General features: G+C 64.9%; 22 protein-coding genes and 2 pseudogenes. 3 read left to right on the top strand and 21 right to left on the bottom strand.

All coding sequences use genetic code 11. The annotated features are described in order from the left end of the window. The 5 genes and pseudogenes from XAXN_RS22970 to lpxD all read right to left on the bottom strand — a co-directional run. Positions 1-99, bottom strand: a pseudogene (locus XAXN_RS22970) (ribonuclease HII); the annotation flags it as partial. Continuing rightward, positions 96-1,367 carry a lipid-A-disaccharide synthase gene (gene lpxB, locus XAXN_RS05255; RefSeq protein ID WP_054318774.1) on the bottom strand — a complete coding sequence of 424 codons (1,272 nt, stop codon included), beginning with the start codon at positions 1,365-1,367 and terminating at the stop codon, positions 96-98. The pseudogene XAXN_RS22970 and the gene lpxB, both read right to left, overlap by 4 nt. Positions 1,368-1,396: 29 nt before the next feature. Then, on the bottom strand, positions 1,397-2,188 hold the full coding sequence (lpxA, locus tag XAXN_RS05260; protein ID WP_054318775.1) for an acyl-ACP--UDP-N-acetylglucosamine O-acyltransferase: 792 nt from the start codon (positions 2,186-2,188) through the stop codon (positions 1,397-1,399). Positions 2,189-2,213: 25 nt separating this feature from the next. After that, positions 2,214-2,672 (bottom strand): 3-hydroxyacyl-ACP dehydratase FabZ, encoded by a 459-nt coding sequence (fabZ, locus tag XAXN_RS05265; protein WP_003485378.1) that lies wholly within the window; start codon positions 2,670-2,672, stop codon positions 2,214-2,216. Continuing rightward, positions 2,669-3,682, bottom strand: a complete 1,014-nt coding sequence (lpxD, locus tag XAXN_RS05270; RefSeq protein WP_054318776.1) for a UDP-3-O-(3-hydroxymyristoyl)glucosamine N-acyltransferase — start codon at positions 3,680-3,682, stop codon at positions 2,669-2,671. The genes fabZ and lpxD overlap by 4 nt, the downstream gene beginning before the upstream one ends. Before the next feature lie 127 nt (positions 3,683-3,809). Between lpxD and XAXN_RS05275 the strand changes: the two are divergent. Continuing rightward, a pseudogene (locus XAXN_RS05275) lies at positions 3,810-4,002 on the top strand (hypothetical protein). Between the two features lie 76 nt (positions 4,003-4,078). Here XAXN_RS05275 and bamA read toward each other — a convergent pair. The 16 genes from bamA to XAXN_RS05355 all read right to left on the bottom strand — a co-directional run bounded on the left by bamA (position 4,079) and on the right by XAXN_RS05355 (position 22,102). Next, a complete protein-coding gene (gene bamA / locus XAXN_RS05280; protein WP_054318777.1) occupies positions 4,079-6,445 on the bottom strand; it encodes an outer membrane protein assembly factor BamA in 2,367 nt (788 codons plus the stop codon). A gap of 83 nt (positions 6,446-6,528) precedes the next feature. Beyond that, complete coding sequence (gene rseP, locus XAXN_RS05285) at positions 6,529-7,875, bottom strand: RIP metalloprotease RseP (RefSeq protein ID WP_054318778.1); 1,347 nt, start codon at positions 7,873-7,875, stop codon at positions 6,529-6,531. 26 nt (positions 7,876-7,901) lie between these two features. Beyond that, positions 7,902-9,092 (bottom strand): 1-deoxy-D-xylulose-5-phosphate reductoisomerase, encoded by a 1,191-nt coding sequence (locus tag XAXN_RS05290; RefSeq protein WP_054318779.1) that lies wholly within the window; start codon positions 9,090-9,092, stop codon positions 7,902-7,904. Positions 9,093-9,094: 2 nt separating this feature from the next. Continuing rightward, a complete protein-coding gene (locus XAXN_RS05295) occupies positions 9,095-9,922 on the bottom strand; it encodes a phosphatidate cytidylyltransferase (RefSeq protein ID WP_054318780.1) in 828 nt (275 codons plus the stop codon). Beyond that, positions 9,919-10,677 (bottom strand): polyprenyl diphosphate synthase, encoded by a 759-nt coding sequence (gene uppS / locus XAXN_RS05300; RefSeq protein WP_054318781.1) that lies wholly within the window; start codon positions 10,675-10,677, stop codon positions 9,919-9,921. The genes XAXN_RS05295 and uppS overlap by 4 nt, the downstream gene beginning before the upstream one ends. 17 nt (positions 10,678-10,694) lie before the next feature. Beyond that, positions 10,695-11,252: a ribosome recycling factor gene (gene frr / locus XAXN_RS05305; RefSeq protein WP_054318782.1), complete on the bottom strand. Its 558-nt coding sequence runs from the start codon at positions 11,250-11,252 to the stop codon at positions 10,695-10,697. A gap of 198 nt (positions 11,253-11,450) precedes the next feature. Then, positions 11,451-12,173, bottom strand: a complete 723-nt coding sequence (gene pyrH, locus XAXN_RS05310) for a UMP kinase (protein WP_005911727.1) — start codon at positions 12,171-12,173, stop codon at positions 11,451-11,453. A gap of 107 nt (positions 12,174-12,280) precedes the next feature. Then, a complete protein-coding gene (locus tag XAXN_RS05315) occupies positions 12,281-13,804 on the bottom strand; it encodes a sensor domain-containing diguanylate cyclase (RefSeq protein WP_054318783.1) in 1,524 nt (507 codons plus the stop codon). 276 nt (positions 13,805-14,080) lie between these two features. Then, on the bottom strand, positions 14,081-14,959 hold the full coding sequence (tsf, locus tag XAXN_RS05320) for a translation elongation factor Ts (RefSeq protein WP_054318784.1): 879 nt from the start codon (positions 14,957-14,959) through the stop codon (positions 14,081-14,083). Between the two features lie 169 nt (positions 14,960-15,128). Further along, positions 15,129-15,926, bottom strand: coding sequence for a 30S ribosomal protein S2 (rpsB, locus tag XAXN_RS05325; RefSeq protein WP_005911732.1), 798 nt, complete (start codon positions 15,924-15,926; stop codon positions 15,129-15,131). Between the two features lie 364 nt (positions 15,927-16,290). After that, entirely contained in the window at positions 16,291-17,016 is a 726-nt protein-coding gene (locus XAXN_RS05330; RefSeq protein ID WP_054318785.1) for a fimbrial biogenesis chaperone, read from the bottom strand. Between the two features lie 2 nt (positions 17,017-17,018). After that, on the bottom strand, positions 17,019-17,351 hold the full coding sequence (locus XAXN_RS05335; protein ID WP_054318786.1) for a hypothetical protein: 333 nt from the start codon (positions 17,349-17,351) through the stop codon (positions 17,019-17,021). A 48-nt stretch (positions 17,352-17,399) separates the two neighbouring features. After that, positions 17,400-18,434, bottom strand: coding sequence for a Csu type fimbrial protein (locus XAXN_RS05340; RefSeq protein WP_054318787.1), 1,035 nt, complete (start codon positions 18,432-18,434; stop codon positions 17,400-17,402). Beyond that, positions 18,431-20,782 (bottom strand): fimbria/pilus outer membrane usher protein, encoded by a 2,352-nt coding sequence (locus XAXN_RS05345; RefSeq protein WP_054318788.1) that lies wholly within the window; start codon positions 20,780-20,782, stop codon positions 18,431-18,433. Before XAXN_RS05345 ends, XAXN_RS05340 begins: the two co-directional genes overlap by 4 nt. 16 nt (positions 20,783-20,798) lie before the next feature. Further along, positions 20,799-21,569 carry a fimbrial biogenesis chaperone gene (locus tag XAXN_RS05350; RefSeq protein WP_054318789.1) on the bottom strand — a complete coding sequence of 257 codons (771 nt, stop codon included), beginning with the start codon at positions 21,567-21,569 and terminating at the stop codon, positions 20,799-20,801. Positions 21,570-21,577: 8 nt separating this feature from the next. Next, entirely contained in the window at positions 21,578-22,102 is a 525-nt protein-coding gene (locus XAXN_RS05355) for a Csu type fimbrial protein (RefSeq protein WP_054318808.1), read from the bottom strand. 315 nt (positions 22,103-22,417) lie between these two features. On the opposite strand from XAXN_RS05355, the gene map reads away from it, so the two are divergent. Then, positions 22,418-23,194 carry a type I methionyl aminopeptidase gene (map, locus tag XAXN_RS05360; protein ID WP_054318790.1) on the top strand — a complete coding sequence of 259 codons (777 nt, stop codon included), beginning with the start codon at positions 22,418-22,420 and terminating at the stop codon, positions 23,192-23,194. After that, positions 23,191-25,800: a [protein-PII] uridylyltransferase gene (locus XAXN_RS05365; RefSeq protein WP_054318791.1), complete on the top strand. Its 2,610-nt coding sequence runs from the start codon at positions 23,191-23,193 to the stop codon at positions 25,798-25,800. Before map ends, XAXN_RS05365 begins: the two co-directional genes overlap by 4 nt. Position 25,801: the final 1 nt, after the last annotated feature.

Here is a 25,801-nt window from a genome sequence, read left to right on the forward strand (position 1 = left end):
GGATTCGGCATTCGGGATTGGGGATTGGCTGAACAAGGGCGACTGGCGCGCCTCTGTGTTGGCGCTATCGGCCTGCGTGTTCGCAGCGAGAATCTTCATGCGTTTGCCCCTGATGAATCCCGAATTCCCACTCCCGAATCCCGGCCCTCCAGCAGCCCAGCCACCGCATCGGCCGCGCGCGCCGACGCATCGCGGCGCAACTGCGCATGCAGGGCCAGGTAGCGCGGTTGCAGGGCGGCGACCTTGTCGGGGTGTTTGAACCAATCCAGCAGTGCGACGCACAGCTGCTCGGGGGTGCAGTCGTCCTGCATCAGTTCCGTCGCCAGGTCGTCATTGGCCAGGATATTGGGCAGGGCGTAGCGGTTGACCTTGAGCAGGCCCAGCAGCTTGACGATGCGGTAGGTGAGCGGGGCGACCTTGTAGCCGACCACCATCGGGCGCTTGACCAGCATGGCTTCCAGCGTGGCGGTGCCGGAGGCCAGCAGCACCACGTCGGCGGCCAGCATGGCGGTGCGCGCCTGGCCGTCGAGCAGATGCGAGCGCATCACCGGCAGCGACGAGCGTGAGAGTTGCTCGGCCAGAAGTTGCTTGCAGCCCGGATTGGCGGCCGGTACCAGCACGTGCAGGTTCGGCAGGTGCTCGGACACCAGCCAGGCCGCCTGGAAAAAGGTGTCGCCGAGCCGGCTGATTTCGCCGTGCCGGCTGCCCGGCAGCAATGCCAGGACGGTGCTGGAGGCGGAAAGGCCCAGCGTTGCGCGCGCCGCTGCGCGGTCGGCCTGGTAGGCGATATCGTCGGCCATCGGGTGGCCGACAAAGCGCGCGTCCACGCCATGCTTGGCGTAGATCGGCGGCTCCATCGGAAACAGGCACAGCACCAGATCGGCGCTGACGCCGATTTTTTCAGCACGCTTCTCGCGCCACGCCCACACCGACGGGCTGACGTAGTGCACGGTCTTGATCCCGCGCTGCTTGAGCCAGCGTTCCACCGGCAGATTGAAATCCGGCGCGTCGATGCCGATGAACACGTCCGGCTTCCACGCCAGTACCCGCTCGCGGAAGGCGCTGCGCAGCTTGAGCAGGCGCGGCAAATGCCGCAGCACCTCGGTCAGGCCCATCACCGCCAGCTCGCTGGCATCGAACCAGGTCTGGCAACCGACGCCACGCATCGCATCGCCACCGATGCCGACGAATTCGGCAGTGGGATAGCGCAGCCGCAGCTGCTCGATCAGCCCCGCGCCAAGGATGTCGCCAGAGGCTTCGCCGGCGATCAGCGCGATGCGCGGAGAGCGGAGATTGGGGGTTGGGGATTGGGGATTGGCCAGCGCGTCGTGCACGACTTGGCCCGGTCTGGTGGGGACGCTTTCCATCCCCAATCCCGAATCCCGAATCCCGGCGTTCATCGCAACAACGGCCGTTCTGCCGCTTCGATGAACTCGAGCATCCCGCGCACATCCTCACTGCTCTTGGCCTGTTCGGCCAGCTGCAGCTTGGCATCGGCCAGCGGCAGGCCGGCCACGTACAGCGTGCGGTAGGCGCGCTTGATCGCGGTGATGCGTTCTGCGTCGAAACCGCGACGCTTGAGCCCCTCGCTATTGATGCCGCGCGGGCGGCCCAACGAATCGCTGCCCACCATGGTGAACGGCGGCACGTCGCCGTTGGTCAGCGCGCCCATGCCCAGGAAGGCGTGGGCGCCGATGCGGCAGAACTGATGCGCGCCGGCAAAGCCGCTGATGATCACGTAGTCGCCAACGGTGACGTGGCCGGCCAGCGTGGTGTTGTTGGAGAACACGCAGTGGTCGCCCACATGGCAGTCGTGCGCCACGTGCGTATAGGCCAGCATCCAGTTGTCGTTGCCGACCACGGTGATGCCGCCGCCGCCGCCGGTGCCGCGACTGATGGTGACGAATTCGCGGATCACGTTGACGTCGCCGATCACCAGTTCGGTGCGCTCGCCGGCGTACTTCTTGTCCTGCGGTTCGCCGCCGATCGCAGCGTGGCCGATGAAGCGGTTGTTGCGACCGATTCGGGTCGGGCCGTGGATCGAGCAATGTGGCCCCACCTCGGTGCCCGCCCCGATCTGCACATCGGCACCGATCAGCGAGAAGGCGCCGACGCGGACGTCGTCTGCCAGCGTTGCCGATGGATCGATGACCGCCGTCGGATGAATCAAAGGTGTTGAATCGCGCATCGTGTCTTACTCCGAAAGCGGGTGATTACCTGGCGCCGGCGCACATCACCTCGGCACTGGCCACCACTTCGCCATCGACCTTGGCTTCACCGTAGAAGCATCCCACATTGCGGATCAGGCGCTTCATCTGCACCTCCATGATCAACACGTCACCCGGGACCACCTGCTTGTTGAAGCGGGCCTTGTCCACCTTGACCATATAGAACAGCTGCGACAAGGCATCGCGGCCCAGACCGAGCTGGGTCATCACGCCGCCGACCTGCGCCAGCGCCTCGATGATCAGCACGCCAGGCATCACCGGACGGTTCGGAAAATGGCCCTGGAAGAACGGCTCGTTGATGCTGACGTTCTTCTGCGCCACGATCCACTTGGTTTCAAGATCGAGTTCGAGGATGCGGTCGACCAGCAGAAACGGGTAACGGTGAGGGAGCAGCGTCTGGATTTGACTGACGTCGATCGGCAGTTCGTAAACGTGATGGCTCATGCTTTCTCCTTGCCCACAGCCAGGATGCGTCTCGCGAGCACATCAAGCTGCTTGAAGCGCGCGGCGTTTTTGCGCCACGTGCGATTGTCGGTGAGAGGGGTGCCGGACGAATACTCGCCCGGCTCATGGATGGAATTACGCACGACAGACTTGCCGGTGATCACCACCTTGTCGCAGATCTCCAGGTGACCGACCACGCCGACATGCCCGCCAAGCAGGCAATAACGGCCGATCTTGGCGCTGCCGGCAATGCCGGTACAGCCGGCAATCGCACTGTGCGCGCCGATGCGGCAGTTGTGCGCGATCTGCACCAGGTTGTCCACGCGCACGTCTTCTTCCAGCACGGTGTCTTCCAGCGCGCCGCGGTCGATGCAGGTGTTGGCGCCGATTTCGCAGTCATCGCCGATCACCACACCGCCGAGCTGGGGCACCTTGATCCAGTGCCCGGCATCCATGGCCAGGCCGAAGCCATCGGCGCCGATCACCGCGCCGGGGTGGATGCGCACGCGCTTGCCCAACCGCACGCGGGTGACCAGGGTGACGCGGGCAAGCAGCTCGCTGCCCTGGTCCACGACGCAGTCCTCGCCAATGATGCTGCCGGTGCCGATCACGCAGCCATCGCCCACGCGACTACGCGCGCCAATGCTGACGAACGGACCGACATACGCGGTGGCCGAGACCTGGGCGGTCGGGTCGATCACCGCAGAGGCATGGATGCCCGGTTCGCGCTCCGGTGCCACATCGAACAGCGCGGCGATCTTGGCGAATGCGGTATACGGGTCCTTGGCGACCAGCGCGGTGCCTTTGGCGGCGTCGGCATCGTCGGCACGCAGCACCACGACAGCGGCCTGGGTGTCGGCCAGTTGCGGACGATAGCGTGGGTTGGACAGGAAGCTCAGCTGGCCTGCGCCTGCATGGGCCAGGGTGGCGACGCCGCTGACTTCGGTGGTGCGGTCACCGACGACGGTCAACCCGAATTGTTCGGCAATCGCACTGGCGGTCAATCGCATCAGGGTAAACCTCGCGTAAACGGTAAGTGGCTGGTTTAGCAGGGGAAAACGTCGCCAACAGTTGGCTCAACAGTCAAAAGTATTGCTTGCCGGGCCGTAACGATGCGGCGGCCCCAGGAAGAAACATATGAAAACCGTTCTCTCCATTTTCGGTAGCGTGATCCTGCGGAGTGCAAGTCACCAGTGCGTCGGCCGACGATTTCGCGCAGCAGCACACCAACGCGCTGAGCTTCTGGAACCAGCAGTTGCAATGCTTGGACGCATCCGATTGGGATGCCACCGCCACCTGCCTGGGCAATGTCTGGAACAACGACTTCTGACGCTGTTACATACCAGGGTGTTCAAACAACAATGGCGGCCCGGGCATCCGGGCCGCCATTGTGATGCGTGCCAATCTTAGAACTGGCTGCCGAAGGTGAACTGCAGACGCTCGATCTGGTCGTTGTCTTCCTTCTTCAGCGGGAATGCATAGCTGATCGAAATGGGGCCGACCGGCGCGCGCCACAACAGCGCCACACCGGTGGAGGCACGCAGTTCGTTGGCCTTGAAGTTGTCCACGCCGTTGTACACGTTGCCGAAGTCGAAGAACGCCGAAATGCGCGCCGACGGGCTGTCGAACAGCTTGGGGAAATACATTTCCACCGAACCCACCGTCTTGAACGACCCACCCAGCGGCTGGCCGCGGTTGTAGTTCAAGGTGCGTTCCGAGCGTGGACCTAAAGTGTTGTCTTCAAAGCCGCGCACCGAATTGGTGCCGCCGGCGTAGAAGTTCTCGTAGAACGGCAGTCCGCTCGCGGTGACTGTGCGGGTGCTGCCATCCGGGTTGGTCAGCACGCGGGTGGTGTCCTTCCCGTAACTGTCGCCATAGCCCAATTCGAAGCGGGTGTTCATCACCAGTGCGGGAATGATCGGCCAGTACTTGGAGATCTGGTAGTTGAGCTTGTAGTACTCGACCGTGGAGCCGGGCAGGGTGGTTTCCAGGCCCACACGTTGGTACAGGCCGCGCGTTGGCATGAAAAAATCGTTGCGGGTGTCGCGCGCCCAGCCTAATTCGGTGCGCCAGGCATGGAAGGTGCGCGAACCGACTGTATCGATGTAGTCGATGATCGACTGAGGAGTTTGGCCCTGGAAGGTATTGATCTGATTGCTGTCGATGCCGAACATCACTGAGACGGTATCGTTCTCGGTAATCGGCACGCCGAACACCACCTGCGCCGAACCGTTCTTGCTGTTGTACTGGGCGGTGTTGAAGTCCGAATAATCCAGCGAACGCCAGGACAGGTTGTAGCCCAGCGACACGCCGTCGTCGGTAAAGAACGGGTTGGTGTAGGAGAACGCATAACGCTGCTGATAGCTGCTGCGCGAGGCCTCCACTGCCACGCGGTTACCGCCACCCAGGAAGTTGTTTTGCGACAACTGCACCGAGGTGGTTACACCGAAGCTCTGCGAGTAACCCACACCGAACACGAAGCTGCCGGAGGTGGTCTCCTTGACGTTGTAGACCACGTCGACCTGGTCGTTGCTGCCGGGCACCGCGGGCGTTTCCACGTCCACGCTTTCGAAGTAGCCCAGGCGCTGCAGGCGGATCTTGGAACGGTCGATCGCCGCCTGCGAGTACCAGGTGTTTTCGAACTGGCGCATTTCGCGGCGCAACACTTCGTCGGAGGTGCGGCTATTGCCCTTATAGAGGATGCGGCGCACGGTCACGCGCGGGCCGGGCACCACCTGCAGGTTCACTGCCACGGTGCGGTCTTCGCGGTTCGGCGTCGGGATCGGGTTGACCTTGGCGAACGCGTAACCGACGTTGCTCAGCGTGTTGGTGATCGCATCGGAGGTGTACTCCAGCAACGCACGCGAGAAGATGTCGCCGGCCTTGGGGATCACCAGGCGCTCGATGTCGGCCTGCGGCAGGATGGTGTCGCCGGTGACCTTGATCTCGGAAATCTTGTACTGCTCACCCTCCGTGACGCCGGCGCTGATGAACATGTCGCGCTTGTCGGGGCTGATCGAGACCTGGGTGGAATCGATGCTGAAGTCGACATAGCCGCGGTCCAGGTACCAGGAGTTGAGCTTTTCCAGGTCGCCGGACATCTTTTCCTTGGAGTACTGGTCGTCGCGGCGGTACCACGAGGCCCAGTTGTGCTCCTTGGATTCCCAGTTGTCCAGGATGTCCTCGTTGGCGAACTTTTCCGTACCGATCAGGTTGACGTGGCGGATCTTGGCCGCCTTGCCTTCCTTGATCGCAATCGCCACGTCGACGCGGTTGCGGTCCAGCGGGCTCACCGTCGGGGTGATTTCCACGTTGTACTTGCCGCGGTTGTTGTACTGTCGGGTCAGTTCCTGGGTCACGCGGTCCAGGCTCAGGCGATCGAAGGTGCCGCCCTCGGACAGGCCGATGTCACCCAGGCCCTTGAGCAGTTCCTCGGACTTGATGTCCTTGTTGCCGGTCACGGTGAGCTTGTTGATCGCCGGGCGCTCCTTGACCGTGATGACCAGGATGTTGCCCTGGCGGTCCAGCTGCACGTCCTCGAAGAAGCCGGTGCGATAGAGCGCACGGATCGCGTCGGCCACCTTCGCATCGTCCACGGTATCGCCGCGGTTCACCAGCAGATAGGTGAATACGGTGCCGGAAGCGATGCGCTGCAGGCCGTCGACGCGGATGTCGTTGGCAACGAACGGCTCGACGGCCAGAGCAACGGCCGGCAGGCTGAGACCGGCGGCAAGAGCGAGGGCAAGCAGGCGGCGAGTGGGAAGACGCGTCATGTCACATCCGGTTGGAGTCGTATTCGGGTGTTGCTGGATGCCGGCGTATGACGACGACAACAGGCGGAAAGAGTGGAGCAGCTTCATCGTGGAACCAGGCCGAGGATGTCGTTGTAGAACGCCAGTCCCATCAACCCGGCCAGGACCGCCAGGCCGACGTATTGTCCGGCAATCATGGCCCGTTCGCTGATCGGGCTGCCCTTGATCAACTCGATAAGGTAATACAGCAGATGCCCACCGTCCAAGATCGGGATGGGCATCAGGTTGATGATCGCCAGGCTCAGCGACAGCAACCCGAGGAAATACAGGAACCAGTCGAGCCCGCGTTCGGCCGAGGCATTGGCGGCGCGCGCGATGGTGATCGGGCCGGAGATGTTCTTGACCGAGGCCTGGCCGGTCAGCATGCGCTTCATCATGCCCAGCGAATCGGCAGTCATCCGGCCGGTTTCGCGGATCGCGGCCGGCACGGCGGCGAACAGCCCGTACTGCTGGCGGCTGTCGTATTCCGGCGCCGGGGCGGCGGCCGGACGCACGCCGATCATCCATTGGCCCTGCGGCGACTTGCGCGGGGCGATTTCCAGCGCCAGCCGGTCCTCGCCGCGTGCCACCTCGATCATGCCCGGCCCGCCGTGGGCGCCCAGCGCCTGCACCTGCGGAATGATGTCTTCGGCCGAGAGGATCGGCTGGCCGTCGATGGCCACGATGCGGTCGCCCGGCTTGAGCAGGCCATCGGCCACCGAGCCCTTCACCACGTCGGCAATCACCGGTGGCTGCAGCATGAACTGCCAACCGATGCCGGCCAGCGAAGCCACGCGGCGCTCGTCGAAGCCGACCGGCAACTGCGACAGGCGCAAGGTGTGTTCGCTGCTGCTCGCAGCGTTGGAGTCGGTCAGCACGCGCACATCGCGCCTGTCCATTGCCGCGGTGGTGAGCTGCATGCTGGCGTCGCTCCAACTGCTCACGCTGCGGCCGTCGATGCGCACGATGCGCTCGCCCGGGGTCAGCCCGGCTTCGGCGGCAAGGCCGTCGACGCGGCCGACGGTGGCCGAATAATCCTGCTTGCCGACCACGAACATCGCCCACAGCATCGCCATGCACAGCAACAGGTTGGCGATGGGGCCTGCCGCGACGATCGCGATGCGCTGCCACACGGTCTTGCGATTGAAGGCCTGGTCCTGCTCGGCCGGATGCACGTCGCCTTCGCGCTCGTCGAGCATTTTGATGTAGCCGCCCAGCGGGATCGCGGCAACCACGAACTCGGTGCCGTGACGGTCGCGGCGCATCCACAGCGGTTTGCCGAAGCCCACCGAAAAGCGCAGCACCTTGACGCCGCAGCGCCGCGCGACCCAGAAATGCCCGAATTCGTGAAAGGTCACCAGCACGCCCAGGCTGACGATCATCCACCAGACCGAACCGATGAAATCACCCATGTGTGCAGCTCGCGTGCGTGGAACGATCAGGCATGAAGGGCGTGGTGGGCGAGGGCGCGTTCAGTGATTTGCCGGGCTTGCGCATCGGCAAAAAGCAGTGTGTCGAGGGAATCGGCATTGTGCCGCTGGAGCGTTGTCAGCGTGTGTTCGACCAACGCAGGGATCGCTAGGAAACCCACCTGGCCCTGAAGAAACGCTGAAACAGCCACTTCATTGGCCGCGTTCAGGATCGCCGGGGCGGTGCCGCCAGCACGTAACGCGTCCCAGGCCAGGCGCAGACACGGGAAGGCGGCGGTGTCGGGTGCCTCGAAATCCAGCCGGCCCTGGGTCAGCAGGTCCAGTCCGGCGACACCGGATTCGACCCGCTCCGGCCAGGCAAGGCCCACCGCCAGGGTGGTGCGCATGTCCGGCAGGCCCAACTGGGCAAGGGTGGAGCCGTCTACGAATTCCACCAGCGAATGCACCAGGCTCTGCGGATGCACCAGCACATCGATCTGCTCGCCCGTCAGGCCGAACAGATGGTGCGCCTCGATGACTTCCAGGCCCTTGTTCATCAAAGTGGCCGAATCCACCGAGATCTTTGGACCCATCGACCATTTGGGATGCGCTACCGCCTGCGCAGGCGTGACCGCGGCCAGCGCGGCGCGGTCCCAGCCGCGGAACGGCCCACCCGAGGCAGTCAGGATGACCCGCCGCACGCCGCGGCTGCCGTCGCACGAGCGCAGGCATTGGAAGATGGCGCTGTGTTCGCTGTCGATCGGGATGATTTCAGCGCCGGCGGCGGCTGCGGTGCGGGTCAGCAGCTCGCCGGCCAGCACCAGGGATTCCTTGTTGGCCAGCAACAGGCGCTTGCCGGCGCGCGCCGCCGCCAGGGTGGACGGCAGCCCGGCCGCACCCACGATCGCCGCCACCACGGTGTCGCACGCATCGCCGCTCGCCAGTGCGTCCAACGCCTCGGCGCCGGCATGCGCCCGGGTCGCCAGGCCCAGTGTGTGCAGGCCATCGCGCAGCGCCGGGTACAGCGCCGTATCGGCAATCACTGCATGCGCGGGCCGGTAGGTGGCGCACAGCGCCAGCAGCGCATCGACCTTGCTGCCGGCCGACAGCACGCTGGCGCGCAGCCGCTCGGGGTGGCGCGCGATCACGTCCAGTGCCGATGCGCCGATCGAGCCGGTGGCGCCGAAGACGGCGACCTGACAGGGAGAAGAGCCACTCATGCCTAGAATCCGAGAATTTCCTTGCCAAGTGCGAACACCGGCAGCGCAGCGAGCACACCATCGATGCGGTCCAGCACGCCGCCATGGCCCGGAATCAGCGTGCCCGAGTCCTTGGCGCCGGCATGGCGCTTGAGCAGGCTTTCGAACAGGTCGCCCAGCACCGACGCCAGCACCGCCAGCGCGGAAACTAGTACCAGTTGCGGCACATGCGCCAGCGTCAGCCCGGCCAGCCAGCCGAACGCGCAGGCAACCGCAATCCCGGCGAGCAGGCCTCCAAGCAACCCTTCGATCGTCTTGTTGGGACTGACCCGCGGCGCCAGCTTGTGCTTGCCGAACGCGCGGCCGGCGAAATAGGCGCCGGAGTCGGCCGCCCACACCATGGTCAGCGCGGTCAGCAACCACAGGTTGCCCTTGTCCGGGCTGGCATGCAGCAACACCAGCGCCGCCCATGCCGGCAGCACCGCCAGGGTGCCGGCGGCCAGCTTGAGTGCGCGCGCCTGGCCGTTGCCATGATCGGCGCCGAAGGTGAAAAAGCGCAGCCACAGCAGCGCCAACAGCCACCACGCCACGCCCATCAGCGACGCAATCTGGAACAGCACCATAGAACCGGCCGAGGCCCACACCATCAGCACCATCAGCAGCAGATTGAGCATCAGCAACACGGTGCGCGGCAGGCTGTCGTCGATGCCGGAGAGCTTGAGCCACTCCCACAGACCGGTCAGGAACAGGACCGCTGCCAGCGCTGCCAGCCATTGGGTGGGCAGCAGCACGATCGCGCAAATCGCGAGCGGCGCCATGATCAGCGCAGCAATCACGCGAGTCTTAGTCATGCGGAGGAGCTCTCCGTCGCCTTGTTGGCGATCTGTGTGCTGGTCAGGCCGAAGCGGCGTTCACGCCCGGCATAGTCGTCCAGCGCTTGCTGCAGCACGCCGGCATCGAACTCCGGCCACAGGGTTTCGGTGAACCACAGCTCGGTGTAAGCCAGTTGCCACAACAGGAAATTACTGATGCGGGTGTCGCCACCGGTGCGGATGAATAGATCCGGCGCGGGCAGGTCGGCCAGAGCGACCCGGCTGGACAGCAGCGCTTCGTCGATCTGCTCTGGCTGCAGGCGGCCGGCAGCGACGTCTTCGGCCAACGCGCGGGCAGCCGCAGCGATGTCCTGGCGGCCGCCGTAACTGGCTGCGATGCTCAGCACCAGTCGCGAGTTCGCTGCGGTGCTGCGCTCGGCGCCGGCCATGCGATCGCGCAATGGTGCGGCAAAGCGGCTGCGGTCGCCGATGAAGCGCACCTGCACGCCACGGCGCTGCAATTCTTCGACCTCGCGGTCGAGCGCATGCAGGAACAGCTTCATCAGCGCATCGACCTCATCCTGCGGACGGCCCCAGTTTTCACTGGAAAACGCGAACAGGGTCAGCGCCGACACGCCTTTTTCCAGGCAGAAATCGATCGTGCGATTGACCGCGCGCGCACCGGCACGGTGGCCGATGACGCGCGGACGACGCCGACGCTGCGCCCAACGCCCATTGCCATCCATGATGATGGCAATGTGGCGCGGCGCAGCAGCAGAGGGGACGGGATGCATGGCAGGCGATGCCACGATCAGACCGTCATCAATTCCTGTTCCTTGCCCTTGACGATCTCATCCACGTCCTTGATGGCCTTGTCGGTCAGTTTCTGGATGTCGTCTTCGGCGCTGCGGGCTTCGTCTTCGGTGACGGCCTTGTCCTTGAGCAGATCCTTGACCTGCTGGTTGGCATCGCGGCGGATGTTGCGGATCGCCACCTTGCTGTCTTCGCCCTCGCCATGCACGGACTTGCTGAGCTCCTTGCGGCGCTCCTCGGTCAGCGGCGGCAGGTTCAGGCGGATCACGGTGCCGACCACGGTCGGCGTCAGACCCAGATCCGAGGCATAAATGGCTTTTTCCACGTCCTTGATCATGCCCTTGTCGAACAGGCTGATGACCAGCGAGCGGCCTTCGGACACGCTGATGCTGGCAACCTGATTCAGGGGCGTGTCGGCGCCGTAGGCCTTGACCTTGATACCTTCCAGCAGCGCCGGCGAGGCACGGCCGGTGCGGATGGTGGTGAGGGAATGGCGCAGAGCATCGATGCTCTTGGTCATGCGCGTCTGCGCGTCTTGTTTGATGTGGGTGAGCATCGCCGGAATCCGTGTGGAGCTGAATCCGGAGATTATAGCCGGGACTGAGGTTTCACGACTCGCGGGCCGTCAGCACCCGCGCAGCTGGTTCACTTGCCAGCGTCGCTTGCCGCTGAAGGCGCTCGACGGACAGGCATCAACGCAGGCGTCAGCACTGCGCTTTGACGATTCCCGATTCCCCAATCCCGATTCCCGGCCTCAGCTACGGCCCTGCACCAACGTGCCGATCTGCTCGCCATGCAGGATGCGCAGCAGCACGCCCGGTTCGCTCATGCCGAAGATGCGCAGCGGCAGGTCGCTGTCGCGCGCCAGTGCGAAGGCGGCGGTATCCATCACTTCCAGGCCCTGCAGGATCACCTGGTCGTAGGTCAGGCTGTCGTAGCGCACCGCATCGGTGTGTTTCTTCGGGTCCTTGTCGTACACGCCGTCGACCTTGGTTGCCTTGAGCAGCAGGTCGGCACCGATCTCGATCGCGCGCAGCGCTGCGCCCGAGTCGGTGGTGAAGAACGGGTTGCCGGTGCCGGCGGCGAAGATCGCGATGCGGCCCTTTTCGAGGTGACGGATCGCGCGGCGACGGATGAAGTCTTCGCAGACATCGTTGATCTTGATCGCGCTCATCACGCGCACCTTGGCGCCAAGCTTTTCCAGCGCATCCTGCATCGCCAGCGCGTTGATCACCGTGGCCAGCATACCCATGTGATCGCCGGTGACGCGGTCCATGCCGCTGGCAGCCAGGCCGGCGCCGCGGAAGATGTTGCCACCGCCGATCACCAGCGCCACCTGCGCGCCGGCCTGCTGGGCTTCGATCACTTCATGCGCCAGACGATTGATGACCTTGGGGTCGATGCCGTAATCCCCGTCCCCCATCAGCGCCTCCCCGGAAAGCTTGAGAAGAATGCGGCGATAGGAAAGTTCGGACATGGGGAAACCTCGGGGGTGGGGGATCGGCAAACGCCGACAATTCTAGCGGAAGCCTGTCACCTGACGTGGTAAAAATTTCCTTTGTTGGCAGTGGCGTGACTGGTTGCTCAGTGCGCGCGCGGGTTCGGCGGCGTTGGTACATCGGTCGCATCGTAAGCGGTGACGCGGTTGCGGCCGCGATGCTTGGAGCGATACAGCGTGCTGTCGGCGGCCTGCAACAAATGGTCGATGCTGTCGAACTGGCGCTCGGCACCGCCGTGCGTGGCAAGACCCGCCGAGAAAGTGATATGCAGTGGGCCGCCCTGCAGTTGCGCCATCGGCGTGCGCGCGGTTTCGGCCAGGATGCGTTCGATCACCATCAGCGCCGCATCGGCAGGCGTATTGGGCAGGATCACCAGGAATTCTTCGCCGCCGTAGCGCGCCACCAGTTCGCTGGTGCGTACCATGCGTTGCAGCGTCTGCGCGAAATTGCGCAACACTTCATCGCCGACCAGATGTCCGTGCGCATCGTTGACGCGTTTGAAGTCGTCCAGGTCGATGAAGGCGATCGACAGCGGCCAGCCCTGGCGCGAGGCCAGTTCGAACTCATGCGTCAGCGTAGTACCGAGCTGATGCCGATTGAATACCCCGGTCAACGCATCGCGGCTGGCCTGTTCGGCCAGGTGACGCATGCGGTTTTCCGATTCGTCGGCATGCCGGCGCGCTTCGGCAACGTCGTGCAATTCGCGCAGGCTACGCAGCATCGCCAGTTCACGCGCCTGCTCGAAGATCATCTGGATGAGCTCGGGCTGCGGCACGCGGATGTCGAACAGCGCCTCCAGTTCCGGCAGCGATTCGGCGATGCGTTCAATCACTTTCTCGAAGCGTTCGGCATCGAGCTCCAGCACGTCCTGGGCCTGTTGCTGCGCATGCTCGGTTGCAGTGGCCGCACTGGCCGAGAGCCAGATATCGGCCAGGCGCCCGGACAGCGCCACGCAGGCCATGAACGGTTCCAGGCCTGCCGGCTCTTCTTCGCTCTGCGCAATCGCATTCTGCAGATAAGGCGGCAACTGCCACTGATGCGCCAGCCAGGCGCCGACTTCGGCATGCGTGGCGCCCAGCTGTTCGCGTTCGGCATCCAGCAGCGCGGTGTTGTCGGCGGCCTGTTCCAGCAGCGGCCCGTAGAGATCGGGTGCGCCTTGCAGTAACGCCAGCTTGCCGATGTCCTGCAGCAGGCCAGCCAGCATCAATTCTTCGGGTTTGCGGATGCCGTATGCCTGGCCGAGGATGCGACTGGCCAGCGCGCACAGGCCGGCGCGGCGCCAGATGCGCTCATGCAAGGGGTGGGCGATGAAGGTGCTGCGCACGCCGTGCACCATCGAAAAGCCCAGCGCCAGGCTCAAGGTCGCGTTGAGGCCGAGCATGGTCAGCGCCTGGCCGAGATTGTCGATGTGGCGGCGAGTGGCGTAGAGCGGCGAATTGGCCACCCGCAGCATGCGTGCGCTCAATGCCATGTCCATGCCGATGACTTTGGTGGTGGTGGTCATGTCCACGTCCGGATCCTGCGCAAGTTCGATGATGCGCAGCGCAACGCCGGGCGGCGAGGGCAGGTTGCGGCAGTAGTGCAGGGCGGCCTGGAGATCTGGTTGCATGAGTCATCGCCAACAGTGGCCACAAGCATACAGCTGCGGTCGTTGAGTGAGGCGCGCCATGCTCCGCCATCGCCGCGCCAAAAAAAAACATGCGTGATGGAACGCCAAGCCTGGTCGGCATCTTCAGGTAACGGCAATGCCGAGGACATTTGTAGAGTTGAGGCCGCTTGCCGCTGTGCCGGATGCGTTCGCTGCAGGGGCGCTCCAGTGTGCGAATGCGCGACCGACAGACAAAAAAAGCCGCGGCATGCCGCGGCTTTTTTCGAGCGTGGAAGATCAGGCCAGGCCGGCCTGCTTCATCACTTCGGCGGCATAGTCTTCCACCACCTTCTCGATGCCTTCGCCAACGGCCAGGCGCTGGAAGCCGATCACGTCGGCGCCGGCAGCCTTGACTGCCTGCTCGACGGTCTGGTCGGTGTTAAGCACGTAAGGCTGGCCGTACAGCGTCACTTCGTTGACGATCTTGCTGATCTTGCCGCTGATGATCTTTTCCAGGATCTCGACCGGCTTGGCCTTGTCCTTTTCGGACATCTTGGCCAGTTCGATTTCCTTTTCCTTGGCAACGAATTGGGCCGGAACGTCGGACGCCTTGACGTGCGGCGGGTTCATCGCCGCGATGTGCATGGCGATGCCGCGCGCCAGCTCGATGTCGCCACCCTTCAGTTCGACCAGCACGCCGATACGGCCGCCGTGCACATAGGCGGCGACGTTGTTGGCGCTGTCGATTCGGACCAGACGACGCACCTGCAGGTTTTCGCCGACCTTGGCGATCACTGCAGCGCGACGCTCTTCGATGGTCTCGCCGCTGTCGAGCTTGACGCTCTTGAGCGCTTCGGCATCGGTAGCGTCCGAGTTCAGTGCGGCATTGGCCACCACCTCGGTGAAGGCGAGGAAGTTCTCGTCCTTGGCCACGAAGTCGGTCTCGGAGTTGACTTCGACCAGCACGGCCTTGCCGCCGGCCCGGGCGGTTGCAATGCGGCCTTCGGCGGCAACGCGGTCAGCCTTCTTGTCGGCCTTGGCCAGGCCCGACTTGCGCAGCCACTCGGCCGCGGCGTCGATGTCGCCTGCGTTTTCGACGAGTGCCTTCTTGCACTCCATCATGCCGGCGCCGGTGCGCTCGCGCAGTTCCTTGACCAGGGAAGCAGTGATTTCCATGGAATTACCTCATATGGACGAATGCGTGCGGCGGAAGTGATTCCGCCAGTAGGAGACGGTGCAGCATGCCGCCGCCCCCGTAGATGTATTCAGTCGCCTCGGCGACGGAGCGCGAGGGCGCCGTCGGGGCTGCGGCCGCACAGCATGGTGCGGCCGCATTGCACACCGATTACTCGGCGGCGTCAGCCTTCTTGTCGCCCTTCTTGGCCGGAGCGCGACGGCCCTTGCCTTCGTCAGCGGCGTCGGCCGAGAACTCTTCTTCGCGCACCGAAGCGGAGTTCGGCGCAGCAGCCTTCCCTTCCAGCACGGCATCGGCAGCGGCGCGTGCATACAGCTGCACGGCGCGGATGGCGTCGTCGTTGCCCGGGATGGCGTAGTCGACCAGGGCCGGATCGTAGTTGGTGTCGACCACGGCGATCACCGGAATGCCGAGCTTCTTGGCTTCCTTGATGGCGATGTCTTCATGGCCGATATCGATCACGAAGATCGCGTCGGGCAGGCGGTTCATTTCCTTGATGCCGCCGAGCGAGGCGTCCAGCTTCTCGCGCTCGCGACGCAGGCCCAGCACTTCGTGCTTGACCAGCTTGTCGAAGGTGCCGTCGGTCTCGGCCGCTTCCAGTTCCTTCAGGCGGGCAACCGACTGTTTGACGGTGCGGAAGTTGGTCAGCGTGCCGCCCAGCCAGCGCTGGGTCATGAACGGCATGTTGCAACGCTCGGCTTCTTCCTTGATGGACTCGCGCGCGCTGCGCTTGGTGCCCAGGAACAGCACGGTGCCGCGCTTCTGCGCAACCGAGGAGAGGAAATTCATCGCGTCGTTGAAGAGCGGAACGGTCTTCTCGAGGTTGATGATGTGGATCTTGCCGCGCGCGCCGAAGATGTACGGCGCCATCTTGGGGTTCCAGTAGCGGGTCTGATGGCCGAAATGGACGCCGGCTTCCAGCATCTGACGCATGGTGACTTGGGGCATTGCAGTAACTCCGTAAGAGCGGAATCGCCGTGCGCGGCTTGTTGTTGAAAAGTCCGCACATGGATGTGCGGGCTGTTGCGAGGGACTCGCATCAAATCGCACAAGATTCCGGGGTTGGGCTTCCCTGTTGCCTCCGCGACGAACCCCTTGTGAGGGCACCCCGGCGCGGATGGCGGCAGCAGGTGTGAATTCGTCGGTGACGTCCGACGTGGACGACGCAATGCGCAAGAGACGCAAAACAGCTGGGGGAGTATAGCTGGCGAGTTGGCGCGGTGCAATCGGTGGGGATTGGGGAGCCTAGTGCGCTCGAGCGTTCACCAGCCCGCGATCAGCTAGCGCAATCCGCTTGACCCATTCCCGATTCTCAATTCCCCACTCCCGGCTCCAGCGCCAACGTGCTTTCGATGTCGCTGTTGATACGCGCCACGAAGCGGCCGCTTCCTGCGGGCAGGTTGGCGGGCAGGGCCCATTGGCGGGTCTGGCCGGGCAGGACGTAGCCGGCCAGGTCGTCGCGGATGTTGCGGCGGGTGCCGCCGGTATCGATATAGGCCAGATCGGCCAGACGCGCATGGCTTGGGCCGGAATTGTAGATACGCAAGGCGCGCTGGCTGCCGTGCCCGGCCAGGCTGGCGTGCAGCGTCGGCTGCGCTGGGCTGGTCTGGCTGGGCTGTGCAAACACGGGGGTGGAATAACGCAGCAGGTCGGTCTCGTTGTCGATCGCGTGCTGGGTCACGACAAGCCGGTAGCTGTCTTCGGCCTGGGTGGGGCTTGGGCCGAGGCGGATCACGCGCAGCAGTTGCCGGCCTTGCGACGGAATTTCGAAGTGCGACGGGCTGACGGTGGCGCCGGTGGCCGGCTCGAGGAGTTCGCGCTCACCGTCCTGGCGCCAGCGGTAGAGCTTGGCCTCGGCACGCCATGGCTGCGCGGCCTGGTTGTAAAGCCAGACTGTGGCCTGGTCGCTGTCGGCCGGGATATGCGCGGTGGTCGGCGCGATGGCAACCTCGGCAGCACTGGCGGCGCCGCTTGCTGCCACGCAGCCCAGGATCAGGGCCGAGGCCATCAGATCGCGAAGGTAGCGGGCAGTGGCCATGCTCAGAACGCGATGGTGGTGATGCGCGCGGCGCCGGCGGGCATCGGCCCGGCAAGTGCGCTGGCCTCCTGGTCGCTGCTGGTGACAGCGGCTGCCTCGTTGCTGCTGGGCGGCTCGGCGATCGCCATCGGCGTGCCCCTGGAGCAACTGGCGCGCGGCGGCGCGGTACGCAGTTCGCAACCGCTGAGCAGGCGCAGGCCGATGTGCAGGGTGGAGTTTTCCGGCCCCCGCGCGGTGGCTGCGTTCGCCGCGGCAGAGGGCGTGGCGAAGGCGAGCGCAACTAGAGCCAGTCGTTTCAGGAGGGTGACCAGCGTCATGGAAGCAATCGTTTGCATTGGAGACGCAAGAAATAGCGACGCGCCCGATACGAACTTTATTAACTGTCAGTAAGTGATGGAGACGGTCACCGTGTCAGTGTAGGCGCCGGCAATCGGCAGCTGTGGGGCCGGCGCGCGTCCATAGACCATGACCGTCTGGGTGGTGCCATTGCCGGTGCCGGACAGCGTGTCCACCCCGATGACGGTGCCCCACCGGTTAGTGCGGCCGGTATTGCTGTAGAGCTCGTAGTTGATGTAACTGGCGCTGCTGGCGTGACGCATTCGACGCACGCTGCCGCTGGCATTGCTGCCATTGTCCAGCCCAATATTCCAGGCGGTGCGGTTGGTGCAGGCCAGGCTGATGGTGGAGGTGCGATCGATGGCGGTGTCGATGCTGCCGGCGATGCTGCCGAAGTCCAGATCGGTGGTGACATAGGTATTGCAGCGTGCCGGCACAGTGGCCGAGGCAGTGAACGGGAAGGCGTTGCTGGCAGTCTTGGAGCCGGTGCCGCCCGCCGTGCAGCTGCTCGGCAGCGTGGGCATCCCGGTGATGCTTTCGTTGTAGGAGTAGCGCAGCACGGTGTCGGCGCCGCCAAAGCTGCTGGTGTGGTTGCCGACCGAGAGGATCTGGTTGGCGGGAATCCGCCCATACACGTTGATGGTGGCGGTCTGCGAGCCGCCGGTGATCACCGGGACGTTGTAGGACAGTGTCAATGTCCGCGGCGAGGGGGCCGCCGACCCGGTGGCGCCCCAGATCTGCGTGCGGGTTGCCTCGCTGTAGATCTGGAAATCCAGGCTGTCGCCGGTGGAGTTGAGCATGCGACGAGGCGCATACACGCCGCTGCTGGCACTGCCGGGGCCAAGGTCCAGGCAGAGGCTGACTTGTGCATAGCCCAGTACGCTGAGCGCGGCGGTCGCGCAGGACACGTTGAGTGTTGCCACCGCATCGGTGGTGCCGTTGGCCGCCACGTTCCCAAATGCCAACGGAGTGCCGAGGGTGACGGTGCAGGTGGTGTCCGCGTGCGCTCGCTCGCTGGGCGCAAGCCACAACATCGCGATCGTCAGCGCGAGCATCAGGCGCCAAAGCGTGGACATGCTCATGGCGCGGTCTGCTCAAGGATGCACTGCAGCGGCCCCACGCGCGGAATGCCGCCGGGGTCGGCTGGATACGCGAACTGCGCCACGCAACGGCCCTGGGGCAGGTCGACCAGGATGCGGTTGTCGCGTTGCAGATTGTCCAGATAGGTCTCGCCGTCGTAGCCGACCACCACGCGTTCGGCACTGCCGTCGCGTTGCACCACGCTGCCGACGGGCAGTGGTGCACCACGCGCATCGTGCAGCACGATGATGGCGGCGCGCACGCGGGTAATGCCAAAGCGCACCGCCACACCGGATTGCTGGCGCGGTGTCACTGTGGTGTCCACACGGTCCACGCGCAGGTCTGCCGGCAAGCTCAGGGTGTCGATGGAGAGCTGGTTGCGCTGCCACGATTGCAGTGGCGTCACCAGCAGGGTGCCGCGCGCGTCGGTGACGCCGATCAAGCGGTTTTCCAACCGTACCGGAATGCCGGGCTGGCCGTCGGTGGAGACCACCGCGAACGCGTCCTGGATATCGCGCGCGGCGAAGGTGCGGCCATTCATCCGCACCAGGCTGCCGCTGGCGCTGGCATAGCCGAAACTGTCGCCGTCTTGGGTTGCTGCGCCGATGTTGTAACGGCCGACCCGGTTCAACCAGCCCAGTTCGGCCAGCCCGCCGCTGGCGTCGTCGCCGGCACGTCCTTGCAGGCGCCAGCCGATGCCGCCCAGATCGCCATCGCCAGGCAGCGGCTGGCTGATATCGGCCACCAAGCCGGTGCGGTCGCCGTTGCGCTGCATCGATGCGCTGGCCTGGCGTACTTCGCCGAAGGTGGTCGACAGCGACAGGTACAGGCTGCGATCGCTGGAGACATCCAGATTCTGATTGCCCGATAGATTGGCCGCCCAGTTGCGCCCGAAGCTGCGTGACCAGAACACGCTGGCATAGCGCGAGGTATCGCCCTGCGGATAGCTCAGCCGCACATAGCTGGTGCCGAGCGAACCGATCGGGTCGACGTTGACGCCGAATGCTGCGCGGTCGCTGACGCGCGCTGGCAGGGCGCCTTGCAGCGCGCCCAGGTCGCGATAATCGCCATGGGTGCGCTGGCTGCCCAGATTGACGTTGAACCGCCGGTTGTTCCAGGCATAGCCCAGCACGTACTGGCCGCCACGCAGCGCGTCCATCTGGCTGTGCGCATAGGCGGCGTTGAACACACCGCCCACGCCAAGCAACCAAACGCCGCCTGCGCCCGCATTGACCACGCCGCCGCCAGTTTCGGCATGCGCTTCGATCGTGACATCGTCGCGCAGGCCTTTGCGGAACGTGGCGCTGGCCACACGACGTTGGTCATAGGAAAACGAGCGCACGCCGTAGTCGCTGCGCAAATGGCCGATGCCGGCCGACCATTCGGAAATGCCGCGTGCCAGCAGCTGCGGTGTGCCATAGAACGCAAAATCCAGCCGACGCACGCGTCCGAACGCATCGGTCACCACGATCTGCGCCTGGCCGGTGCCGCTGATGCCCGGTTGCGCGGCCAGCTGAAAGGGGCCGGCCGGCACCTGGCCGCTGTACTGGCGCAAGCCGTCCACATACAGCTCAACGGTGGAAGGCACCGCCGCTTCGCCGAGAAAGCTCGGCGTGGGCGTCAGCACCCGATACGGTTGCAAGGCGTAATTGCGGCCGATTTGGACCCCGCCCAGGCGGATCGAGCGGCTCCAGTCGACAAAGCCGCTATAGAAATCGCCCACGCTCAGGCTGGTGGCACTGTCCGGGAAATCCATCTGCCAGGCACTGTCCAGACGCACCGCTTCGCTGCGCCAGCGTTTGTCCTTGGGGCGGTCGTAGGCCAGAAAGACCGCGGTGGTATCGACCATGCCGCGCCCGATGCCGAAGGCGCGCACTTCGGTGGCCAGCGACGCGCTGCTGACGCCGGCGTTGCGGGTGGCATACAGGTCGTAATTGAGCAGCATGCCTGGCGATGCGGTGGCGCTGGGCGGGGCCACTTGTTCGGCTTTCAGCACGGTAGTGGACAACGACAGCTGCGCCAGCGGTGCCTGCAGCGCCAGCCGCTGCAGCGCGGCGTCGTAGCGCACTTCCACGTCGGGCAGGCGGTCCAGATCGACCAATTCGCCAGGGACGCGGTCGGCCAGGATGAAGCCGAGCTTGCGCAGGGTTTCCACCGAGCCGCGCAGCCGCCCGTCGACCAGTTCGAACGGCGCCAAGCCACGGTCGGCTTGGTTCAAGGTCACGTCCAGATACAGCGTTTGCGGTTGTGGCGTGGCGCTGGGCGGCGGCTGCTCGGGAAGCGACGCCACATCGGCCAGATCGCCGGCTGCGGCGCTGCCCAGGCAGGGGGCGGTCGCAAGCAGCGTCATCGCCAGCCGCACCGCATCACGGCGCCGTCGGCGCGGCCAACAGAGTACGTTCGTCAGCCTCACCATTGATCCTTGCGATGATGGTGCCGCGGCCGAACTGCGCCAGCGGCGCACCCAGCGACCAACGCATGGTCTGCCCGGGCAGTACATAACCGACCAAGCCGTTCAATGCGGTCTTGGTTGCGCCATCGACCTGGTGCCGCAGGTCGGCGACCTGCGCATGGCCGGTGCCGGTGTTGCTGATCTGGATCTGCGCCTTGCCATCGCTGCCGGCAACCACTTGCGCGCTCAATGTTGGTTTGGGTTCGGCCGCGCCGGGTGGCAGCAGGAAGATCGGCACCGAGTAACGCAGCACGAACTGCATGCCCTTGCGGTTGGCATCGGCGCTGGGCAGCTCGTCGACGATGATGCGGTAACACTGCTCCTGCCCGCTCGGGGCAGGCCCGGCGCGGATGACCCGGATCAACTGGCGCTCGCCGGCGGCCAGGGTGCGCATCGGCGGGCTGACCAGCAGATCCTGGGTGGGATCGAGTTGATCCTGCCCATCGCGTTGGGTCCAGCGATAGGCGCGGGTCTGCACCTGGACCGGCGCGCTGCCGCTATTGCTCAGCCACAGGCCGTCGGCGGTCTGCTGGGCGCTCAGGCTCAGCGATGTGGGCGCCAACTGCAGGCTGGCTGCACGTGCCGGCGTCGGCAAGCCACCGCTGGCCGTGACCAGCGTCATCGCCAGTCCGGCCGACATCAGCCAGGCAGGTAAGCGTGACAACGGTCGGTGATGCACGGGCATGCGCGGGCTCAATAGACGATCGTGGCAGTGATCGTGTCCTGGTAACTACCGGTTGCAGGATTGTTGGCCGACGGGTTGGTCACGCGACCGTAGACCGGGTAGACCTGATTCAGGCCGGTGGCGGTGCGGCTGAGCGTGTTGGTGCCGGTGGTGCTGCCCCAGACCGTACTGCGGCCCAGATCCTGGTAGAGCTGGTAGGCGATGTAGTTGTTGGTGGTCACCAGCGCGTCGGTATTTTTCATGCGGCGGGTGGTGACGTCGTTGGCAGTCCCGGCATTGCTGCCCGCGCTCAATGCGATGTTGTACGGCGTCAACGCGGTGCACTGGGCCGTCACGCTGCCGTTGGCGTCCGCATTGGCGGTCGAGGTCGAGAGTACCGAGCCGAAGTCGACGTCCGTGGCGGACGCGGCGGTGATCGTGCAGGCCTTGGTGACCGCGATCTTGACGTTGAAGGTGGTCGTGTCTGCCGCGCTCGCCAGGCCAATGGTCGAGAACAGGGCGATGGACAGTAGGACAGGGCGGACAATACGCATGGACATTTCCTTGACCGTTCTGGTCATTGATGACGCGACGAGTCGTCGCCTTTCCTGCAATGCATCAGCTGTGCCAAACGTAACGCCGAATTCACATGCTATCTAGCTGTCTTCACAGGGTTTAATCGCAAAAGTGCGATGTCCTGCGGATGACTTTGTTAAGCCAAGTTTTGACGCTGGGCGCACTGCGTCACGCATGAATGGGCGGGCCCGACGGTTTTTTGCTGTGCGGCTCGCTTGAGGCCAGCTGTGGCGTCCGCAAAAAACGCGGGCGCAGTCGTTCAGATTCAGCCCGAATCGGCGATAATTGCGGCCATGAGCGTCAATCTGAAAACCAGAGAAGAAATCGAACTGATGCGCGTCGCCGGCCGCCTGGCCGCCGAGGTGCTCGATGTGGTGGCACCGCACGTGAAGCCGGGCGTGACCACTGCCGAGCTGGACCGCATCTGCCACGACCACATCGTCAACGTGCAGGGCACCATCCCCGCCAATGTCGGCTATCGCGGCTTCCCCAAGAGCGTGTGTACCTCGGTCAACAACGTGATCTGTCACGGCATCCCGAGTGCAGCCAAGGTGTTGAAAGACGGCGACATCGTCAATATCGACGTTACCGTCATCAAGGACGGCTGGCACGGCGACACCAGCCGCATGTACTACGTCGGCACCCCGTCGGTGATGGCCAAGCGCTTGGTCGAAACCACCTATGAAGCGATGTGGCGCGGCATCCGGGCGGTCAAGCCGGGCGCCACGCTGGGCGATGTGGGCCATGCCATCCAGAAGTTCGCCGAAGCCGAGCGTTTCAGCGTGGTACGCGATTACTGCGGCCACGGCATCGGCAAGGTCTATCACGACGAGCCGCAGGTCATGCATTACGGCCGTCCGGGCGAAGGGCTGGTGCTCAAGCCGGGCATGACCTTCACCATCGAGCCGATGATCAACGAAGGCACCTACCACCATAAGACGCTGCCGGACGGCTGGACCGTAGTCACCAAGGACCGCAAATTGTCTGCGCAATGGGAACACATGGTTGCGGTCACCGAAGACGGCGTGGATGTGTTGACGCTGTCGGCCAATTCGCCCGCGCCGGTATGACGGACACGCCGGCGGAGCGACCCGACCCGGGCGTCGCCAGCGACGCGGACTGGGCCGCGCAGGCCCGTCCGCTGCTGGTGCATGCGGACATGCGCCTGTGCAAACGCTTCGATCAGGGCGAGCCGATCGAGCGCCTGGTCGCGCTGCGCGCACGCGCGGTCGACCAACTGATGCGCAATGCCTGGACCCGCTGTATACCGGCCGATAGCGGTTTGTCGCTGCATGCGGTCGGCGGCTATGGACGTGGCGAATTGTTTCCGCGTTCGGATGTGGATGTGCTGGTGCTGGGCGACACCGCCGCGCAACAGCAGCACGAGCAGGCCCTGGCGCGCTTGTTCGCGCTGCTCTGGGATGTGGGCCTGCCGATCAGTCACGCGGTGCGCTCGCCGGCGCAGTGCACCGCTGCGGCGGCCGACCAGACCGTGCTCACTGCCTTGATCGAATCGCGCGCACTGGTGGCCGATGCCGCCGCGCGCGCTGCGCTGGCGACGGCGATCGCGCCGCCGCAGGTGTGGCCGCAGCGCGACTTCTTCCAGGCCAAGCGCGAGGAATTGCTCGCGCGCCATCAGCGCTTCGGCGACACCGCCGACAATCTCGAACCCGATATCAAGGACGGCCCCGGCGGTCTGCGCGATCTGCAGACGCTGGGCTGGATGGCGCTGCGTGCGTTCGGAGTCAAGGACCTGGAGGCCCTGGTCGGGCTGGGCCATGTCGGCTTCGACGAAGCCGCCGCGTTGCGTCGCGAGCGCGAAGAGCTTGCCAGGCTGCGTTTCGGTCTGCACATCGTGGCCAACCGGCCGGAAGAGCGCCTGCGGTTCGATTATCAAAAGACCCTTGCCGAACGGTTGGGGTTTGTCGACGACCCGGAAAGCCTGGGCGTGGAAAAAATGATGCAGCGCTTTTATCGCAGCGCTGCATTGATCCGCCGCATTAGCGACCGCTTGTTGCAGCGCTTCGAAGAACAGTTCGATGGCGAAGCGACGCCGGAGCCTTTGGGCGGCGGCTTTAGCCTGCGCCGCGGCTATCTGGCTGCCGACGCCGAGAGCTGGCCGGACGGCGATGTGCTGCAGGTGTTCGCGCTGTTTGCGCAATGGGCCGCGCATCGCGAGGTGCGCGGACTGCATTCGCTGACCGCGCGCGCGCTGGCCGAGGTCCTGCGCGATCTGCCGGCATACGACATTGCCGATGCAACGGCCCGGGAACGCTTCATGGCATTGCTGCGCGGCCCGCGTGCGGTGGAAACGCTCAATCGCATGGCGCGGCTGGGCGTGCTGGGCCAGTGGATTCCGGCATTCGCCAGCGTTTCCGGGCGCATGCAGTTCGACCTGTTCCATGTCTATACGGTGGACCAGCACACCTTGATGGTGCTGCGGAACATCGCACTGTTTGCCGCCGGCCGCGCCGACGAGCGTTTCTCGATCGCGCACGAAGTCTGGCCGCGTCTGCGCAAGCCGGAACTGCTGTTGCTGGCGGGCCTGTTCCACGACATCGCCAAGGGCCGCGGCGGCGATCACTCGGAACTGGGCGCAGTGGATGCACGCGCGTTCTGCCTGGCGCATCGCTTGAGCGAGGGCGATACCGAGCTGGTGACCTGGCTGGTGGAACAGCACTTGCGCATGTCGGTCACCGCGCAGAAGCAGGACATTTCCGACCCGGAGGTGATTCACCGTTTCGCGACGTTGGTCGGCACACGCGAGCGTCTGGATTATCTGTACCTGCTCACCTGCGCCGATATTGCCGGCACCAGTCCCAAGTTGTGGAACGCGTGGAAAGATCGGCTGTTGGCGGATCTGTATTTCGCCGCGCGTCGCGCGTTGCGCGAAGGCCTGGAACACCCGCCGCCGCGCGAGGAGCGCCTGCGCGAAGCGCGCGAATCGGCGCGCGCGTTGATGCAGGCGCAAGGGCATGACGATGTCACCATCGACCGGCAATTCGCTGGCATGCCGGACGAGAACTTCCTGCGCTTCCGTCCCGAGCAGCTGGCGTGGCAGGCGGCCTCGTTGATTGAAGTGGAGATCGGCCAGACCCTGGTCAAGGCGCGTCGCGCGGTGCCGGACAACGACGCGCTGGAAGTGTTCGTGTATTCGCCGGACCGCGATGGGCTGTTTGCGACTATCGTGGCCACGCTCGATCGCAAGGGCTACGGTATCCATCGCGCACGCGTACTGGATGCGCCGCACGATGCGATCTTCGACGTGTTCGAAGTGCTGCCGCAGGAACACTATGCCGACGGCGATCCGCAGCGGCTGGCGGCAACGCTGCGTCAGGTGCTGGCCGGCGACCTGCAGAAGGTGCGCCCGGCACGCCGCGCAGTGCCGCGCCAGTTGCGGCATTTCCGCTTCGCACCGCGGGTGGAGTTCAGCGAAAGCGCCGGCGGCCGCCGCACCCGCATCAGTCTGGTCGCACCCGACCGTCCCGGTCTGCTCGCCGATGTCGCGCACGTGTTGCGCATGCAGCACCTGCGTGTGCACGACGCGCGTATCGCCACCTTCGGCGAGCGTGCCGAAGACCAGTTCCAGATCACCGACGAGCACGACCGCCCGTTGTCCGAATCCGCCCGGCAGGCGCTGCGCGATGCGCTGTGCGCCTGCCTTGACCCTGTCTAGC

The organism is Xanthomonas axonopodis, from assembly GCF_001304695.1.
In the GTDB taxonomy this organism is placed as follows: Bacteria; Pseudomonadota; Gammaproteobacteria; order Xanthomonadales; family Xanthomonadaceae; genus Xanthomonas; species Xanthomonas axonopodis.